This window comes from Nonomuraea sp. C10, from assembly GCF_008017515.1.
Lineage (GTDB): Bacteria > Actinomycetota > Actinomycetes > Streptosporangiales > Streptosporangiaceae > Nonomuraea > Nonomuraea ferruginea.
Map to the genome: position 1 here is coordinate 1,658,328 of NZ_VPFF01000001.1, position 17,837 is coordinate 1,676,164.

Here is a 17,837-nt window from a genome sequence, read left to right on the forward strand (position 1 = left end):
GACCCTACTCAGCTGACGACGTCCTTCACCCGGAAGCGGCGGAAGGCGATCGCGATGAGGATCGCCGCGTACGTGATCGACACCGAGGCGCCCTTGGCCATGCCGCTCCAGTCGAGCTCGGGGGCCAGGGCGTCGATCCAGGCGTTGTTCCAGAACGTCGGCAGGAACTCGCGTAGCACCCCCAGCGCCTCCACCGCCTGCAGGATGGTGCAGACGATCCAGAGCCCCACCGCGCCGCCCACCGCGCCCAGCGGCGAGTCGGTGACGGTGGAGATGAGGAACGCCAGCGCCGCCACGACGAGCTGGCTGACCAGCGCGTAACCGATCACGATGCCGAAACGGGGCAGCACGTCGAGCGCCGGGATGGTCTCGCCGGTGCCGGGCACCTGGATGTCGTCCCAGCCGAAGGCCAGCGTGCCCGCCAGCAGGGCCATCAGCGGCAGGCAGATCACCGCGGCGGCCGAGTAGCCGAGCGCCACGACGAGCTTCTGCCGCAGCAGCCGGTCGCGCGGCACCGGCGCGGCGAGCAGGTAACGCAGCGAGGACCAGCTCGCCTCGCTGGCCACGGTGTCGCCGCAGAACAGCGCGACCGCCACCACCAGCAGGAAGCTCGCCGAGGCCGACAGCGCGAACGCGGCGAAGTTGAGCCCGCTCTCCGTCGCCAGGTCGGAGATCCGCAGCCCCTGGCCGTTGCCGGGGCCCTGCGGCCCGAACTGGAAGGCGATGACCAGGATCCACGGCAGCGCCAGCAGCAGCCCGAACGCGACGATCGTGCGCCGCCGCTTGAACTGCCGGACGATCTCGACCCGCAGCGGCAGCGTACGCCGCGGCGCGTAGCCGGGTGCGGCCGTCATGCCTTGTCTCCGATCAGGTCGAGGAACACGTCTTCCAGGCGCGGGCCGTGCCCGTTGGTCACGGTGGCCGTGCTGAGCAGCACCGACACCGGCCCGGTGGTGACGAGCTTGCCGCGGTGCATCACCACCACGTGGCTGCAGGTCTGCTCCACCTCGGCCAGCAGGTGGCTGGAGACGATCACCGTGCGGCCGTCGCGCGCGTAGCGCTTGAGCACCTCGCGCATCTCCCTGATCTGGGGCGGGTCGAGGCCGTTCGTGGGCTCGTCCAGGACGAGCAGGTCGGGCAGGCCGAGCATGGCCTGGGCGATGGCCAGGCGCTGGCGCATGCCCTGGGAGTAGGTGCGCACCGCGCGCTCCAGCGCCTTGCCCAGCCCGGCGATCTCCAGGGCCTCGTCGAAGCGGGCGTCGGCGGCCGGGCGGCCGGTCGCGGCCCAGTAGAGCTCCAGGTTGTCGCGCCCGGACAGGTGGGGCAGGAAGCCCGGCCCTTCGACGAACGAGCCGAGCCTGGACAGCACCGGCGCGCCCGGGGTGACGGGCTCGCCGAAGATGCGGACCCCGCCGCCGTCGGGGCGGATGAGGCCCATCATCATGCGCATCGTGGTGGTCTTGCCGGCGCCGTTGGGGCCGAGCAGGCCCAGCACCTGGCCCTCCTCGACGCGGAACGACAGGCCGTCGACGGCGAGCTCGCCGTTGCGGTAGGCCTTGGTGAGCCCGCTGATCTCCAGCGGCGGCGCGTCGTCCGGCGCCGGGACGCGCTCGGTCGCGGGCGGCCCGGCGGCGCGGCGGGCGCCGGTGCGGCCGGTGGCGAGCACGACCGCGGCGACGGCGATCGCCGCCAGCGGCATCGCCCACACCCACCAGGCGATCCCGGACGGCGGGGCGGCCAGCGAGGACACGGTCGGCACCGACAGGGCGGGCGAGACCAGCCCGATCCGGTAGGAGGCGGGCTCGGCCGGAGTGGCGTAGGCCATGTCGGTCGTGGACACCACCAGCCGCAGCCGGTGGCCGCTCTCGAAGCGGTGGTCGACCGCCGGCAGGGTGACGGTGGCCTCCGCGCTGCCGGCGCCCTCGGGGATCGTCACCCGGAACGGCGCGACCAGCCCGGCGGGCAGCGCCGGCGGCTGGAACGAGTCCGGCACGTCGAAGAGCTTGGCGAACAGCGTCACCTCGCCGCTGCCGTGGACCCTGACCTTGACCGAAGGGCTGCCGGTGAGCTGGAGCGGCGCGGTGAGCGCGGCCGACTCGAAGGCGGCGCTCTGGCCGGGCATGTCGATCGACAGACCGGTGGTGCCCTGGCCTCCGCCGCCGAGCAGGCCGCTCACGCCGGGCACGGTGGAGACGGCGGCGGGTGAGCCGCCCGGCGGGTTGGCGACGTGCTGCTCCGGCCCGCTCAGCGTGACGGCGGTGACGTCGGTGCCGCCGAGTCCGGGGTAGGCGTCGGCCTCGGGGTGCAGGCGGATGCGCTGGCGGGTGCCGGGGTCGCGGCCGCCGTCGCGGGTGATGGTGAAGGCGCTCACCGCGGCGGTGTCGTCGCCCTTCAGGTAGCGGCCGAACCAGGCCAGCGTCTGCTCACGCAGCCAGTCGGCCTCGCCGTCGCCGCCGTCATGGCCGCCGTCGTACCAGGCCAGGGAGACGGGGGTGCCTGCGGCGGCGATGGCCCTGGCGTTCGCGTCGGCGTGGCCGAGCGGGAACAGCGAGTCGCGCTGGCCCTGGATGAGCAGCGTCGGCGCCTTGACGCGGCCCGCCACGTGGACCGGGCTGGAGGCCTTGAGCAGCTCGACGGCCTCCGGGGTGGCCTTGCCGGTCGTGGCGACGTCCTGGTAGATCTCGCAGATCGAGGGCAGGAAGCGTCCGCACCGCGCCTGCTCGGCGGTCATCGGCTGCGGCTGGCGGGTGAGCGCCTCCAGCCCCTCGGCGGCGCCGCCCTGGACCGCGCCGCCCTGGCCGAAGAAGATGCCGGCCCACATGCGCTTGAACACGCCGTTGGCGGGCCCGCCGCCCGCGGCGTCGGGGAAGAGCGCGTCGCCCAGGTCGGACCAGGTGATCTGGGGGACGATCGCGTCCACGCGGGGATCGTGGGCCGCGGTCAGCAGCGCGATGGCGCCGCCGTAGGAGGCGCCGGTGATGCCCACGCGCGGGTCGCCCGCCGCGTCGAGCAGCACCTCGGGACGCCCGGCCAGCCAGTCGATGAGCTGCTTGACGTCCTTGACCTCGTAGTCCGGCGAGTTCAGCGCGATCTCGCCGGTCGAGCCGCCGAAGCCGCGCGCCGACCAGGTCAGCACCGCGTAGCCCTGCCGGGCCAGCTCCGTCGCCTCCGCGCGGACGCTCCGCTTGCTGCCGCCGAAGCCGTGCGCGAGCAGCACGGCGGGCGCCCTGCCGCCTTCCGGCGGCGGGAAGAAGGTGACGTCGAGCTCGACCCGCTGGTCGTCGGACGGCCCGTCCACGGCGGTGATGCGCTGGGCCTGTCCGCGCACCTCGGGCACGGACGGCCACACCAGCCACACCGTCACCCCGAGCAGAGCGAGCACCGCGACCAGCGCGGCCGTACGTTTCATGCGGGGAGCCTACTTTCCCGACCTGAGAAAACTCTGAGACGGCCCGCACACCGCCCCTGAGCCCCTCACAGGTCGTCGGCGGACAGGCCCAGCTCCCTGGCGGCGGCGGTCTTGACCAGCTCGGTGACGCGGCGCCGGGGCAGCACGCGCCCGTGCACGTTCATCTGTATGGCCAGACCGTCGCCGAGCGCGAAGATCCTCCAGGTGGCGCCCTCCGGGTCGGGACAGGTGAAGTCCCCGGCGGCCACCCCCGCCTCGATGATGCTCTGCATCACCTGCCTGCTCTGTACGTCCAGCCTGCGGGAGGTGCGCTGCAGGTCCTTGTTGCGCATCGACTCCGCCCAGGCGTCGATCCACAGCCGCCACCCCTCGGGGGAGGCGGTGGGGGAGGAGAGCCTGAGCAGCGCCCGCAGCCGGTCGAGCGGCGGCTTCGGGGAGTGCTCGACGGCGGCGAGCGACTCCATATGGCGTCGTGCGGCGTACGCGAAAGCCTCGGCGAACAGCCGGTCCTTGGTCTCGAAGTGGTAGAAGAGCAGCGCCTGGCTGACGCCGGCTGCTCTGGCGATGTCGATGGTCCTGGTGTGCCCGAACCCCTGCGCGGCGATCACCTCGCAGGACGCCTTCAACAAGTCATCACGCCGTAACCGGCCAAAACCTGGAGTCACAGGCCGTAACTCTAATCACCCCGCAGAGGCAATCGTAGGACGAAGCGGGCACCGCGGTCGGACTCTTCGATCGTGAGCCTTCCGCCGTGCTCGTGGGCGATCTCGCGGGCGATGGGCAGGCCGAGCCCGGTGCCGCCGACGTCGCGGTTGCGGGAGGCGTCCAGGCGGGCGAACCGCTCGAAGACGACCTCGCGATCCTCTGGCGCGATGCCGGCGCCGTCGTCGAGCACCTCCAGCGTGGCCTCGCCGTCCTTCCGGACGGTGATGATGATCGTGGACTCCGCGTGCCGCTCGGCGTTGTCGACCAAATTGGTGATCAGGCGGCTGAGCCTCAGCCGGTCGCCGGTCACCAGCACGCCCGGCTGCAGGGTGGTGATCACCCGCTTGCCGCGCTTCCTGGCCGCCTCGGCCCGGGCCACCTCGGACAGGTCCAGCGGCTCCCGCTCGCCCGGCGCGCCCGCGTCCAGCTTGGCCAGCATGAGCAGGTCGGTCACGATGGCCTGCAGCCGGTCCAGGCTGTCGAGCAGTTCGCGGCCGGTTCTCGGCCAGTCGGCCTCCTCGGGATACAGCAGCGCCTCCTCCACCCGGGTGCGCATCGCGGTGATCGGGCTGCGCAGGTCGTGGGAGGCGTCGGAGGCGAACCTGCGCTGCCGCTCGGCCGCGGACTCCAGCCGCTCCAGCGTGTGGTTCGCGGTGATGGCCAGCGCCCGGATCTCGTCGTCGTGGCGGGGCACCGGCACCCGCATGCCGACATCGGTGGCGGTGATCGTGGCGAGGCGGGCGCGGATGCGGTCCACCGGCTTCAGCGTCTTGGTGACCACCCGCCACGCGCCGATCGCGGTCAGCGCCACCGGCGCGAAGAAGATCGCGGTCAGGGCGAGCGGCACCCGCGGCGCGACGTACCAGGGAACGGCCTTCTCGGTCGTGTAGACCACCCAGTCGCCGCCCGTCGGCCCGGCGAAGCGGTAGGCGACGACCCAGTTGCACTGGCCGGGGTAGAGGGGCAGGTCACACTGTTCCTCGGTGCTGCTGACGGCGCGCTCCGGCGGCACCAGCGTGCTCATCCGCGGCTTCCCGGCGATGTCGGAGTTGGAGAGGAGCACTCTGCCCGTCTCGTCGACCACCTGGATGTCGATCCGATGGTCGGACGCGAGCCGCTTCGGGGCCTCCCCGTGCTGGATCAGCTCGACCACCCGCATGGCCCTGCGCTCCAGCGCGTCGCGCTGGTGGTCGGCGGCCGTCTGGTAGAGCGCGTACTGCAGGTAGCCGCCCGCCGCGGCGCACAGCACGGCCATGTACGCGGTGGCGATCAGCGTCAGCCGCCCGCGCATGGACCCTATGAACCGTGTGACCACCTACTCCCCTCCGTGGTCATGTCATCACATAGAGTCACTCTAATTCCACTTAGCGGAGATTCGGCGACAAATGGTGCAAATCTCCACCAGATCATTGCTCTGTACGGTCCGCGAAGGCGTGGCTAGAGTAAGTGAGCACTGATGCGAGGGAGTCGATGTGAACCCAGCGGACTACCAGCGCGCCGCCAGGGACTGGCTGGAGCGGAACGTCCCGTCGGAAGGGCGCGCGGACGGTGATCCGATCGCCCAGGCCAAGGACTTCATGGCCCGGCTCTACGACGCCGGATACTCCGGCATCACCTGGCCGGAGCGGTGGGGAGGCCAGGGCCTGACCCAGCAGGAGGAGCGCGCGTTCGCCGCCGCGGCCCGCGACTTCACCCTGCCCGTCTACGTGTTCTCCATCGGCCTGGGCATGACCGGCCCGACGCTGGTCGACCGGGGCACCGACGCCCAGCGCGAGCGGTTCGTCCGGCCGCTGCTGCGCGGCGAGGAGATCTGGTGCCAGCTCTTCTCCGAGCCCGGGGCCGGCAGTGACGTGGCCAGCCTGCAGACCAGGGCCGAGCGCGACGGCGACGACTGGATCGTCAACGGCCAGAAGGTGTGGACGTCGGTCGCCCAGCACGCCGACTGGGGGCTGCTGCTCGCCCGGACGAACGTGGACGTGCCCAAGCACAAGGGCCTGACCATGTTCGTGGTCGACATGCACCACCCCGGCGTCACCGTCAGGCCGCTGAAGGACATGAGCGGCCGGTCCAACTTCAACGAGATCTTCTTCGACGACGTGCACATCCCCGACGAGCACCGGGTCGGCGACGTCGACGACGGCTGGAGCGTCGCCGTCACGACACTGCTGCACGAGCGGCTGTCGATCTCCGCCGGGGTCGGCATGGGCGGCCAGAAGGACAACCCCGCCTCGCTGGAGGCGCTGCGCCGCACCGTCGACACGAGCGACCCGCTGGTCCGCGACGAGCTCGTCGAGCTGCACATCCGCTCGCGCGCCCTGGCCCTGTTCAACCAGCGGCTCGCCCAGGAGACCGAGGCGGGGGTGTTCCCCGGCGCCCGCGGCAGCGCCGCGAAGCTGCTGCTGGCCGAGCTGACCCTCTACCAGGCCGACCTCGCCACCCGGCTGGCCGGGCCCGAGTCGGTCGTCGGCGGCCACCCGCTCGGCACCGTGCTCGCCACCGCGCCGGGGCTGGCGCTCGGCGGCGGCACCAACGAGATCATGCGCAACATCGTCGGCGACCGGGTGCTCAACCTGCCGCCCGAACCCCGGGTGGACAAGACCGTGCCGTTCAAGGACCTGAAGGTGGGGACGCAGGCGTGAAACTCGTACCCAGCCAGGAGCAGCGCGAGCTGCGCGCCGCCGTCCGCGACTTCCTCGCCGCCGCCTCGCCGCCGGCCAAGGCCCGCCAGGGCCACGACCCCGAGGTGTACGCGCGGCTCAACGGCGAGCTCGGCCTGTCGGGGCTGATCGTCCCCGAGGAGTACGGGGGAGCGGGCGCGGGCTTCGCCGAGCTGGCGGTCGCGCTGGAGGAGACCGGGGCGGTGCTGCTCCCCGGGCCCTTCCTGGCCACCGTGTTCGCCGCGGTCGCGCTGACCCGGGCGCCCGACAAGGAGCTGCTGTCCGGCATCGCCGAGGGCCGCGTCGCCGCCACCCTCGCCCTGCCGGGAGCGGACGTCACGGCCGACGACACGGGCCGCCTCAGCGGCACGCTCCCGCAGGTGCTGTCCGGCATGGAGGCGGACGTGCTGCTCGTGACCGCCGGATCCGCGCTGCACGCCGTCGACCTCACCGCCGAGGGCGTCACCAGGACCCCGCTGGAAACCCTCGACATCACCCGCGGCCAGGCCCGGGTCGTCCTGGACGGCGCGCCCGCCCGGACGCTCGGCGAGCCCGCCGACGGGATCGCCGACCGGCTCGCCGTGGCGCTCGCCGCCGAGCAACTGGGCGTGCTGCGGGCCGCGCTCGACGCCATCGTCGGCTACGCCAAGATCCGGGTCGCGTTCGGCCGCTACATCGGCTCGTACCAGGGCGTCAAGCACAAGCTCGCCGACATGCACGGCAAGCTGGAGCAGGCCGAGTCGATCGTCCGCTACGCCGCCTGGGCCGCCGACGAGGCCCCGGACGAGCTGCCGGGCGCCGCCGCGCTCGCCCAGGCGTACGTGGGCCGCGCCTGCTTCGAGGTGGCCCGCGACAGCCTGCTGCTGCACGGCGGTATCGGCTACACCTGGGAACACGACGCCCACCTCTACTTCAAGCGGGCCAAGACCGACGAGGTGCTGCTCGGCCCGCCCCGCATCCACCGTGCCAGGATCGCCGACCTGCTGGAGCTGTGATGGACATCAGCCAGTCGCCCGGCTTCTACGCCATCGCCCAGGCCGACCCCGACCGGGTCGCCGTCATCGACACCGACGGCTCGCGCACCACGTACGGCGAGCTGCACGCGCTGGTCAACCAGGTGTCCCACGGGTTGCGCGGGCGCGGCCTCGGCACCGGGGACGTGGTGGCCGGCGTGCTGCCCAACGGGCTCGACCAGGTCATCATGCTCATGGCCACCGGCCAGATCGGCCTGTACTACGTGCCGATCAACTGGCACCTCGCCGCGCCCGAGATCGACTACATCGTCAAGGACTCCGAGGCCAAGCTCGTCGTCACCAGCCAGGAGTACGCGGTCCCCGGCGCCGAGATCGGCACCGCCGGGCTCGCGGACGGGCAGCCCGCCACCGCGCCCGGCGACCGCACCGCCGGGGCCGTCATGTGGTACACCTCCGGCACCACCGGCCGCCCCAAGGGGGTGCAGCGGCCGCTGCCCGGCGCCGAGCCCGAGGCGATCGTGCCGATGTACACCTGGTTCCTGGGCGAGGTCGTCGACCTGAAGCCGGGCGACGGGATCCACCTGGTGACCTCGCCCATGTACCACTCATCGCCGTGCGCCCACACCCAGTTCGCGCTGCACTTCGGCCACACCGTGGTGATCGCGCCCCGGTTCGAGCCGGAGACCGTGCTGGAGCTGATCGAGCGCCACCGGGTGACGAACGCGATGATGGTGCCGACCATGTTCCACCGGATGCTGCAACTGCCCGCCGAGGTCAGGCGGCGCCACGACCTCTCCAGCCTCCAGCAGGTCATCCACACCGCCGCCGCCTGCCCGGTCGCCGTCAAGCAAGGGATCATGGACTGGTGGGGGCCGGTGCTCTACGAGTACTACGGCTCCACCGAGTCCACCATCGCCTTCTCCGTCAAGCCGCACGACTGGCTGGCCAGGCCCGGCACCGTCGGGCGGCCCGCGCCCACCTTCGAAGCCAGGATCCTCGCCGAGGACGGGACCGAGCTGCCCCCGGGAGAGCCCGGCCTCGTCTACGTCAAGTCCAGCCTCGGCAAGTTCGAATACCGCAAGGACCCGGCCAAGACCGCGGCCAGCATGCGCGGCGAGTGGTACGCCCCCGGCGACATCGGCTACCTGGACGAGGACGGCTTCCTGTTCCTGTGCGACCGGCGCACCGACCTCATCATCTCCGGCGGGGTCAACATCTACCCCGCCGAGATCGAGGCCGCGCTGCTGGAACACCCCTCGGTCGCCGACGTCGCCGTCATCGGGGTGCCCGACGAGGAGTGGGGCCACAAGGTGGTCGCCCTCGTCGAGCCGGCCGAGGGCGTCGCCGCCGGCGCGGAGCTGACCGCGGAGCTGCTCGCCCACTGCGGCCCGCGCATCGCCAGGTTCAAGCACCCGAGGGTGATCGAGTACCGGGAGCGGCTGCCCCGCACCCCGACGGGCAAGCTGTCGCGGTCCAAGGTCAGGCAGGAGTACCTCGACGCGGGCTGAACACCAGCTCCTCGGTGTAACGCTCCGCACCCAGATAGAAGGAGGTCGACAGGGTCCGCTCGGCGGTGTCGAAGACGGTGCTCCAGAGCGTGCGGAACGGCCCGAACTCGGGCTGCCGCACCGCCTCCAGGCTGTCACGCAGGTCGCGGCCCGACAGCGTGACGCCCTTGCTGCGCTCGTACAGCGCGCGCAGCCGCCCGTACGTGCCGAGCGTGTTCTCGGTGTCGGCGGGCAGCGCCATCGGGTCCGGATTGCGGTGCAGCAGGTGGTTGGTGACGCACAGCGGCCCGCCGCCGAACTCCACGACGTGCTCCGAGCCGTCCCTGCCGCGCTCCCACACGAACGCCCCGCCGTGCGCGTCGGCCACCAGGTAGTGCAGCGGCGTGCCGTGGTCGTACTGCTTGGCGCAGAGCAGCGCCTGCTTGGCCTGCTCGGCGGTCTCGCAGGTCTCCACCAGGAACCGGGGCAGCTGCACGCTGCTCAGCCCCACCTGGGGGGAGACGTTCTCCGGCGGGGACGCCTGGTCGATGTCGGCGATGAGCAGCGTCACCGCCAGCCCCGCCTCGTTGATCCCGTCCATGCACCCGTCCAGGTCGGACATCGTGATCACGGTGGAGGCCAGGCCGTCGTCCGGGACCGTGGTGATCACGTACGGGCGCGACGCCATCGGCGGCTCGCCCGGCGCCGGGTCACCGCCCATGACCTCACTGGTGGTCAGCGTGAAGAAGTCGTAGTTGCGGCCGATCCTGCCGTGCCCGTCCGCCGACGCCGACGGCGGCACCCACAGGGCCGAGCAGGCGGAGCCCGCCGGGACGTACCCGAGCCCGTCGAGGGCCAGCTCGTCCTGGTCCGGGTCCAGGCCGAGCGCCTCGGCCGCGCCGTCCATCCGGGCGTGCTGCTGCGGCCAGTGCCGCTCGAACCAAGCCCGCCTGGCCCGGTTCACGGTGGGGTGCGACGGCTGCGGCCGCCAGCCGAGCCGCAGCGCCTCCTCGGTGAGGCGGCGGCCGATCTCGGTCTGGCCGCCCTCCACGGTCATGTGGCGGACGAGCTGGAAGTCGTCCCTGCCGCCCGCGACTTGGGTGATGTTCATGCCGCCGAGGCTGCCGCCCGCCGCTGACCGGGCCCTTACCGCTCGCTGACCGCCCGCCCGTAACGCTCCGCCAGCCGCCGCACGGCCTCCGCCAGCTCGGGCGGGTCCAGCACCTCGAAGTCCAGGCCCAGGAAGCCGATCCAGACGGCCATGCCGTCGAGGTCGTCGCTGCCCAGCTTGAGGACGCAGGTGTCCGGCCCGGCCGGCTCGATCTCCATCCGGTCGCCGAGCCCCAGCTCCCGCACCCGCTCGGCCGGGGCGTGCAGCAGCACGGTGCCGCGGTGACGCCACATGGCCGTGTTCACGCCGCGCTCCACGTACGCGGCCACGTCGCCGTCCTCCGGCAGCTCCCGCGTGGTGAACCGGGGGCCCGACGGGACGCGCGGCCTGAGACGGTCGACCCGGAACGTCCGCCAGTCCTGCCGGGTCACGTCGTAGCCCACCAGATACCAGCGGCCGCGCCGGTGCACCAGCCGGTACGGTTCCACGTCGCGGACGGTCGCCGACCCGTCGTGCCCGGTGTAGTCGAAGCGCAGCCGCTCCCGGTCGCGGGCGGCGTTGGCGATCGTGGTCAGCAGCGCGGGCGGCACCGACGGGGCCTCGCCGGGGATCTGCACCGTGTACGCGTTCAGCGCGCCCACCCGCGCCCGCAGCCGGGACGGCAGCACCTGCTCCAGCTTGGCCAGCGCGCGCACCGACGACTCCTCGATGCCCTCCACGCCGCCCCCGGCGGCCCGGCCGAGCCCGACGGCGACGGCCACCGCCTCCTCGTCGTCCAGCAGCAGCGGCGGCAGCGCCGCCCCAGCGCCGAGGCGGTAGCCGCCGGCCACGCCCGGCGTGGCGTGCACCGGATAGCCGAGGCTGCGCAGCCGCTCGACGTCGTTGCGTATCGTCCTGGTGGTGACCCCGAGCCGCGCCGACAGCTCGGGGCCGGTCCACTCCCGGTGCGCCTGGAGCAGAGAGAGCAGCTTGAGCAGGCGGGCGGAGGTCTCCAGCATGCCCGCCAGTCTGCCCCCTATCGCGGAAAGCGCGGTTCCTCGTTCAGCGGTCAGCCGCCGAACATCCGCTGCGCCTGCTGGATCAGCGTGAGCACGGTCAGCGTCCCGAAGAACGCGATCGACCACACCATCGCCCCCAGCCGGTACGAGCGGATCCTGATCGGCGCCGGCAGCGCCTTCCGGTTGAGCCAGATGAGCAGGATCGAGTACACGAACATCATCACCGCGGCGAAGCTCGCCGACAGCACCAGCAGCACCAGCGGCTGGTCGAAGCCAAGCAGCAGGATCACGATGCCGGTCAGCGCCAGCGCCCACACCACGGCGAAGTAGACCCGGTTCTCCGTGACCTGCTTCCCCCGGAGATACACGGTCTTGATCGTGTCGGCGACCAGCCGCGAGGTGTAGTCCACGATCCCCATCGCCGAGGCGAACAGCGCCAGCGCGCCGATCACCCAGAACAGGACGCCGAACCACGGCGCGACCGTCTGCTGCAGCACCTGCCCCTCGACGCCGAGGAAGTCGATGCTGTTCTCCAGCCCCGGCCGCCCGAACACGGTGGAGTACGCCAGCATCGACATCAGCGCGATCGTCACGAACGACACCAGCGCGAACGTGGACGCCTGCTCGATGTTGGCCACCCGCCACCACTGCCGCCAGCGGGCGAGGTTCTCCTTGGTGGGCGCGAACTGGAAGCCGGTCGACGGCGCCGCCTCCTCCTGCCCGGTCACCGGGCTGACCAGGCGCGGCACGTACAGACCCATCCCGAAGCCCTTGTCGCGGATCCAGTTGCTCTGGCACAGGTTCTGCCCGCCGCCCGCGCCCGCGTACGCGATGGCGCCCATGAGCAGCGCGAACTCCAGCGGCGGTACGGGGAAGCTCGCGTCGACCGTCAGGCCGCGGCCGAGGCCCGCCCAGGCGTCGGCGTTGATCGCGAACACGATCGCCACGACGATCAGCGTGAGCACCAGGGCGATCTTGATGAAGATCACCCGCTCCAGCACCGTGTAGATCACCGGCGCCAGCGTCAGCCCGAGCGCGATGACGACGAGCATGCCGATGGCGATCCACCGCACGCTGCCCTCACCGGTGCCGGTCAGGTAGGTGACCATGGTGGCCGAGGTGGTGACCCAGCCGGGCCAGAGGTTCGAGCAGAGCGTCATGAGGACGAAGACCAGGCCCCAGTGGCGCCATAACCGGCTGAACCCGGTGAGCGCGGTCTCGCCGGTGGCCAGCGTGTAGCGCTCGATCTCCATGTTGATGAACCACTGCGTGATGATGCCGATCAGCGCGCCCCAGACGAAGATGAGACCGACCTGGGAGGCGATGTACGGCCACAGGATGAACTCGCCCGAGGCGAGTCCGACGCCCGCGCCGACCAGGCCGGGGCCGATGATGGGCCACGCCGACCGGGGCGGCGGGGGAAGGTCGCGGACGGTGACGGGCGGCAGGACGCGGGAGGGGACCGTGGGGGTGAACTCCGTCATGCGGATCTCCTTATGACAGGCATCCGTAACGGAAGTGGAACTACCCGGTTAATTCCGCTCCACGACATATTCTCCGTGACGGGTGAAACCGGTTACGCGCGCGCCCGCGGCCATGAGCCCGCCCAGCGTCTCGCGGGTCGCCAGCCGCCACTCCCGGGCCGCGCCGGGGTCCTGCCCGCGCAGCGTCTCGATGTCGGGCGGCGTCGCCACCAGCACCGTGCGCCCCTCGGCCGGCTTGACCAGCGGCCGCCCGCCCGCGTCGGCGAGCACGGCGGGGTAGCGGGCCTCCACCGCCGTGCCCGGCGGCCGGTCCAGCCGCCACACGGCCAGCAGCCGGTCGGACTCGTCGCCCTCGTTGATCTCGTCGGCCATCACCCCGTAGAACCGCTCCAGGTACGCCTCCGGCCTGGCCCCCAGCTTGACCAGGTTGAACCAGGCGTTCCTGCGGACCAGCGGGTCGAACGTCCAGGTGATCCGCTCCAGCCCGCGCCGCAGGCACCACTCCCGCTGGTGCAGCTTGAGCGCGGACCCGGCGCCCCGCCCCGGCAGCGCGCCGGTCACGTGCGAGTGCAGGGCCCGGTCCGCCGCCAGGAACCCGACGGACGCGCCCACGAGCCGGCCGCCCTCGAAGGCGCCCGCGACGTAGCCGCCCGCGTGCGCGAAGGCGATCATCAGCTCGACCGGGACGGGCGCGTTGCGCGGGTCCGGGTGCCAGATGTCGTCGAAGAGCCGGTACGCCGCGTGGAACTCCTCCAACCGGCGCAGCTCGTGTATCTCCACCTGGTGGGTCTACCCGAGCGTGCCGGTGAGGAAGCGGTGCACGTTGCCGCCGATGATCTTCTGCACGTCCTTCTCCGGCAGGCCGCGCCCGAGCAGGCCCTCGGTCACCATGGGCAGCCCCGACGGGCCCTCCAGGCCGGGGACGGCGGCCAGCACGTCGACGCCGTAGCTCACCTCCTCGCACGGCGGCATCACGTCGGCCATCACCTCGCGGATGAAGTCCGGGCCCAGGCCGACGTGGTCGATCCCGGCCACGCCCGCGACGTGCTCGATGTGGTCGAGCAGGTGGTCGAGCGTCGCCTCGTGCTCGTGCTCGGTGAGGAACCCGGCGAAGAAGTTCACGCAGATCACCCCGCCGGTGGCGGCCACCCCGCGCAGCTGCTCGTCGGTGAGGTTGCGGTGGTGGTCGCGCAGCGCCCGCGCGGAGGAGTGTGTCGCCATGACCGGCCGGGTGGCCAGCTCCAGCACGTGCGCCACGCCCGACGCGCCCAGGTGGGACACGTCGAAGATCATGCCGAGCCGTTCCATCTCGCGCAGCGCGGCCACGCCGTGCGAGGTCAGCCCGCTGCCGGTGGCGTCCTCGCCGCTGCCGTCGGCCAGCGGGGTGCGGCCCCAGTGGGCGATCGAGGCGATCCGCACGCCCAGCCGGTGCAGGGTGGGGATCAGCTCGACGCTGGCGTCCAGCCCCGGCATGCTCTCCATGGCCAGCACCAGGGCGATCAGCCCGTCGTCCAGCGCCGCGTCGACGCCCGCCGCGTCCGTGCAGAGCCGCACGTCGCCCGCGTTCCCCTCGGCGATCACGTGCGCGCACTCGATCATGCGCAGCGTCCGCCGCAGCGCGCCCTCGGGACGGTACGGGTCGTCGATGAAGACCGGCAGCACCTGCAGCCGCACCCCGCCCTCCTTGAGCTGGGGCAGCCAGCGCTCGCGGAAGAACGCCGCCCAGCGCTCGGGCGGCCTGGCCGAGACCGCCATCAGCAGGTCGTTGTGGGTGTCGGCGACGACGGAGCGACGGTGCAGGGAAGACGTCATGAGCCGGACGCTACCGCGCGGGCCCGCGCCGCCGCCATGTCGGTCCGCACGAGCTCCGGCCCCCTTCTTGGTCGGCGGATTCAAACCTCCCTGTAGGCGGCGCGCGGGGGCTTGGCGGTCAGCCTGCGGTAGAGCATCGTGGTGCCCGGCCAGTTGTTGGTGACCCGGCCGTCGGCGGTCTTGTACCAGCTCCGGCAGCCGTCGCCCCACACCATGCGCGCCATCGCCTCGTCCAGCCGCCGGCGCCAGGCGTCCATGACCTCCGGCCGCACCTCCAGCCGGCGGCCGTCCGACAGGTGCGGCAGGCAGTTCATGATGTGGTCCACCTGGCATTCGATCATGTAGATGATCGAGTTGTGCCCGAGGTTGGTGTTGGGCCCGTACAGCAGGAACATGTTCGGGAAGCCCGGCGCCGCGATGCCCAGGTAGGCCTCCGCGCCGCCGGCCCACCGGGTGGCGAGGTCCACGCCGTCGCGGCCCGTGACCCGCATCGGGGCGAGGAACTCGGTGCTGCGGAATCCGGTCGCGTACACGATCGTGTCGGCCTCGTGCACCGACTCGGTCGTCTGCACGCCCTTCTCCGTGATGCGCACGATCTTGTCGGTCACCACGTCCACGTTGGGCCTGGTCAGGGCCGGGTAGAAGCGGCTGTCGATGACCACCCGCTTGCAGCCCGGCGGGTAGTCGGGGGTGAGCCTGGCCCGCAGCTCCGGGTCCTTCACCTGGTCGCGCAGGTGGTTCAGGGCGCGCCTGCGCAGCAGGTCCTCGCTCCAGCCGCGGGCCAGCGCCGGGTAGAGCGTGGCTTCCGCGTACCGGTAGATGTACTCGCGGTAGGCGCGCTGCAGGCCGGGCACGAACCGGAACACCAGCCTGGCCGCGGCGTTGAAGGTGGCGTCGGGCTTGGGGATCACCCAGTTCGGGGTGCGCTGGAACACCTCCAGGCGCTCCGCCTGCCGGGCGACGGGCGGGATGAGCTGGGCCGCCGACGAGCCGCTGCCGATCACCGCGACCCTGCGGCCGGTGAGATCCTGCGAGTGGTCCCAGCGGGAGGAGTGGAAGGACGTGCCGGCGAAGTCGTCCATGCCGGGGATGTCGGGCAGGCGGGGGCGGTTGAGCTGGCCGACCGCCATGACCAGGACGTCGAAGGCCTCGGTGGTGCCCGAGGCGGTGAGCTGCCACCGTGAGCCGTCGAAGGTGGCGTCGGTGACCTCGGTGCTGAACCTGATTTTTCGCCTGACGTCGTATTTGTCGGCGCAGTGTTCTAAATAGCCCAAGATTTCCGGCTGTTCCGGATATCTCCGGGTCCAGCTCGCGTACTTTTCGAACGAGTACGAATACAGATGCGACGGGATGTCGCAGCCCGCGCCGGGGTAGCTGTTGTCCCGCCACGTGCCGCCCAGCCCGCCCGCCTTCTCGAAGATCGTGTACGAGCGGATCCCGGCGCGTTCGAGCCGGATCGCCATGCATAGTCCGCCGAAGCCCGCGCCGATGATCGCGACCCTAGGTGTCATGCCACCCCTCCACCGAGTCAGGATCCACTTACATTACGCCGAACCAGGTTCAGTGCCCACCCCTCGCCCGGACTCGCCGCCATGACCGACGGAGATCGCGCTGGCCGATAGTCTGCCCTGGTGGCTGCATGGAACCTGACCGACGTGATCGACGTGCTGGAGGCGGCTTACCCGCCCGGCCGGGCCGAATCCTGGGACGCCGTGGGCCTGGTCTGCGGCGACCCGGCCCAGAGTGTGGAGAAGGTGCTGTTCGCGGTCGACCCGGTCGCCGCCGTCGCCGACGAGGCCGTTGAGTGGGGCGCCGACCTGATCGTCACCCACCACCCCCTCTACCTGCGCGGCACGACCACCGTCGCCGCCACCACGCCCAAGGGCAGGCTCGTCCACCGGCTCATCAAGAACGACATCGCCCTGTTCACCGCCCACACCAACGCCGACGTGGCCAACCCGGGCGTTTCCGACGCCCTGGCCCGGGCCGTCGGGCTGACCGGCGACCTGGTGCCGCTGCAGCCGTTCGCCGACGACCCGTGGCGCGGCCTGGGCCGCGTCGGCGACCTGCCGGAGGAGCTGACGCTGGGCGAGTTCGCCGCCCAGGCCGCAGCCGGGCTGCCCGCCACCGCCTGGGGCATCCGCGTCGCCGGCTCGCTGTCCCGCCGCGTCTCACGCGTCGCGGTCAGCGGCGGCGCCGGCGACTCGCTCCTGGCCACCGCGCGCGCGGCGGGCGTCGACGTGTTCCTCACCGCCGACCTGCGCCACCACCCGGCCAGCGAGTTCGTCGAGGCGGGCGGGCCCGCGCTGATCGACGCCGCCCACTGGGCCACCGAATGGCCCTGGCTCGACACCGCCGCGTCCATCCTCACCGCCAGGGGCGTTAACGTTGAGACACGTGTCTCCGCCACGGTCACCGATGCTTGGACAAGAGGATATTGATCATGAAAGCAGCCCCCGAGGTCCAGAAGAGGCTCCTCGACCTCGCCGAGCTCGACTCCGCGCTCGACCGGCTGGCCCACCGCCGCCGCAGCCTGCCCGAGCTGGCGGAGATCGACGACCAGTCCAAACGCTACGCCAAGCACGCCACCGAGGTCATCGAGGCCGAGACCGAGGCCGGTGACCTGGCGCGGGAGCAGACCAAGGCCGAGAGCGACGTCGACACCGTCCGCACCCGCATCGAACGCGACCAGCAGCGTCTCGACTCCGGCGCCGTGTCCTCCGCGCGCGACCTGGCCGGCCTCCAGTCCGAGATCGTCTCCCTGAACAAGCGGCAGAGCGACCTCGAAGAGGTGGTTCTGGAGATCATGGAGCGCCGCGAGGCCGCCGACGCCCGCGCCGCCGACCTCAAGACCCGGCGCGACGAGGCCAGGGCGACCCTGGCCGACGCCGAGTCCCGCCGCGACGCCGCCCTCGCCGAGATCGACAAGGAGACGGGCGAGGTCCGGTCCCGCCGCGCCGCCGTCGTCGGCGACATCCCCGCCGACCTGCTCAAGCTGTACGACAAGCTGCGCGAGCAGTACGGGGTCGGCGCCGCCATGCTGCAGGGCGGCCGCTGCCAGGGCTGCAAGGTGGCGCTGTCCATCGCCGAGATGAACCAGATCAAGGCCGCCGCCGCCGACGAGGTGGTGCGCTGCGACGAGTGCCGCCGCATCCTCGTCCGCACGGCGGAGTCGGGCCTGTGACCCCGTCCCCCCGCGC

At 72.1% G+C, this 17,837-nt stretch carries 15 protein-coding genes; 5 read left to right on the forward strand and 10 right to left on the reverse strand.

Annotated elements, in window-relative coordinates:
- Positions 1 to 8: 8 nt before the first annotated feature.
- From FR742_RS07520 to FR742_RS07535, 4 genes are all read right to left on the reverse strand, one after another.
- Positions 9 to 854 carry an ABC transporter permease gene (locus FR742_RS07520; RefSeq protein ID WP_148030267.1) on the reverse strand — a complete coding sequence of 282 codons (846 nt, stop codon included), beginning with the start codon at positions 852 to 854 and terminating at the stop codon, positions 9 to 11.
- The gene (locus FR742_RS07525; protein WP_148030268.1) at positions 851 to 3,409 is read right to left on the reverse strand and encodes a CocE/NonD family hydrolase; all 2,559 of its coding nucleotides are present in this window, start codon (positions 3,407 to 3,409) and stop codon (positions 851 to 853) included. The genes FR742_RS07520 and FR742_RS07525 overlap by 4 nt, the downstream gene beginning before the upstream one ends.
- A 65-nt stretch (positions 3,410 to 3,474) precedes the next feature.
- On the reverse strand, positions 3,475 to 4,038 hold the full coding sequence (locus FR742_RS07530; protein WP_261808396.1) for a TetR/AcrR family transcriptional regulator: 564 nt from the start codon (positions 4,036 to 4,038) through the stop codon (positions 3,475 to 3,477).
- 47 nt (positions 4,039 to 4,085) lie between these two features.
- Positions 4,086 to 5,429 carry a cell wall metabolism sensor histidine kinase WalK gene (locus tag FR742_RS07535; RefSeq protein ID WP_261808397.1) on the reverse strand — a complete coding sequence of 448 codons (1,344 nt, stop codon included), beginning with the start codon at positions 5,427 to 5,429 and terminating at the stop codon, positions 4,086 to 4,088.
- A 157-nt stretch (positions 5,430 to 5,586) separates the two neighbouring features.
- Here FR742_RS07535 and FR742_RS07540 point away from each other — a divergent pair, with 157 nt between their 5' ends.
- The 3 genes from FR742_RS07540 to FR742_RS07550 are packed head-to-tail and all read left to right on the forward strand — an operon-like array spanning position 5,587 to position 9,253.
- Entirely contained in the window at positions 5,587 to 6,753 is a 1,167-nt protein-coding gene (locus FR742_RS07540; protein ID WP_148030270.1) for an acyl-CoA dehydrogenase family protein, read from the forward strand.
- On the forward strand, positions 6,750 to 7,766 hold the full coding sequence (locus tag FR742_RS07545; RefSeq protein ID WP_148030271.1) for an acyl-CoA dehydrogenase family protein: 1,017 nt from the start codon (positions 6,750 to 6,752) through the stop codon (positions 7,764 to 7,766). Before FR742_RS07540 ends, FR742_RS07545 begins: the two co-directional genes overlap by 4 nt.
- Positions 7,766 to 9,253: an AMP-binding protein gene (locus FR742_RS07550; protein ID WP_148030272.1), complete on the forward strand. Its 1,488-nt coding sequence runs from the start codon at positions 7,766 to 7,768 to the stop codon at positions 9,251 to 9,253. Before FR742_RS07545 ends, FR742_RS07550 begins: the two co-directional genes overlap by 1 nt.
- Here the strand turns inward: FR742_RS07550 and FR742_RS07555 are convergent.
- The 6 genes from FR742_RS07555 to FR742_RS07580 form a co-directional block, all read right to left on the reverse strand.
- Positions 9,225 to 10,343, reverse strand: coding sequence for a C45 family autoproteolytic acyltransferase/hydolase (locus FR742_RS07555; protein WP_148030273.1), 1,119 nt, complete (start codon positions 10,341 to 10,343; stop codon positions 9,225 to 9,227). The two genes, FR742_RS07550 and FR742_RS07555, sit on opposite strands and share 29 nt — an antisense overlap.
- Positions 10,344 to 10,378: 35 nt before the next feature.
- Entirely contained in the window at positions 10,379 to 11,341 is a 963-nt protein-coding gene (locus tag FR742_RS07560) for a YafY family protein (RefSeq protein WP_148030274.1), read from the reverse strand.
- Positions 11,342 to 11,391: 50 nt separating this feature from the next.
- Positions 11,392 to 12,825 (reverse strand): Nramp family divalent metal transporter, encoded by a 1,434-nt coding sequence (locus tag FR742_RS07565; RefSeq protein WP_148030275.1) that lies wholly within the window; start codon positions 12,823 to 12,825, stop codon positions 11,392 to 11,394.
- A 48-nt stretch (positions 12,826 to 12,873) separates the two neighbouring features.
- Positions 12,874 to 13,605 (reverse strand): GNAT family N-acetyltransferase, encoded by a 732-nt coding sequence (locus tag FR742_RS07570; RefSeq protein WP_148030276.1) that lies wholly within the window; start codon positions 13,603 to 13,605, stop codon positions 12,874 to 12,876.
- A 9-nt stretch (positions 13,606 to 13,614) separates the two neighbouring features.
- A complete protein-coding gene (locus FR742_RS07575; protein WP_148030277.1) occupies positions 13,615 to 14,637 on the reverse strand; it encodes a dipeptidase in 1,023 nt (340 codons plus the stop codon).
- 80 nt (positions 14,638 to 14,717) lie between these two features.
- On the reverse strand, positions 14,718 to 16,148 hold the full coding sequence (locus FR742_RS07580; protein WP_148030278.1) for an NAD(P)/FAD-dependent oxidoreductase: 1,431 nt from the start codon (positions 16,146 to 16,148) through the stop codon (positions 14,718 to 14,720).
- Positions 16,149 to 16,268: 120 nt separating this feature from the next.
- On the opposite strand from FR742_RS07580, the gene FR742_RS07585 reads away from it, so the two are divergent.
- Together FR742_RS07585 and FR742_RS07590 are read left to right on the forward strand one after the other, a co-directional pair.
- Positions 16,269 to 17,078, forward strand: coding sequence for a Nif3-like dinuclear metal center hexameric protein (locus FR742_RS07585; protein ID WP_261808398.1), 810 nt, complete (start codon positions 16,269 to 16,271; stop codon positions 17,076 to 17,078).
- Positions 17,079 to 17,080: 2 nt separating this feature from the next.
- Positions 17,081 to 17,821, forward strand: coding sequence for a zinc ribbon domain-containing protein (locus tag FR742_RS07590; RefSeq protein WP_148030279.1), 741 nt, complete (start codon positions 17,081 to 17,083; stop codon positions 17,819 to 17,821).
- Positions 17,822 to 17,837 lie beyond the last annotated feature (16 nt).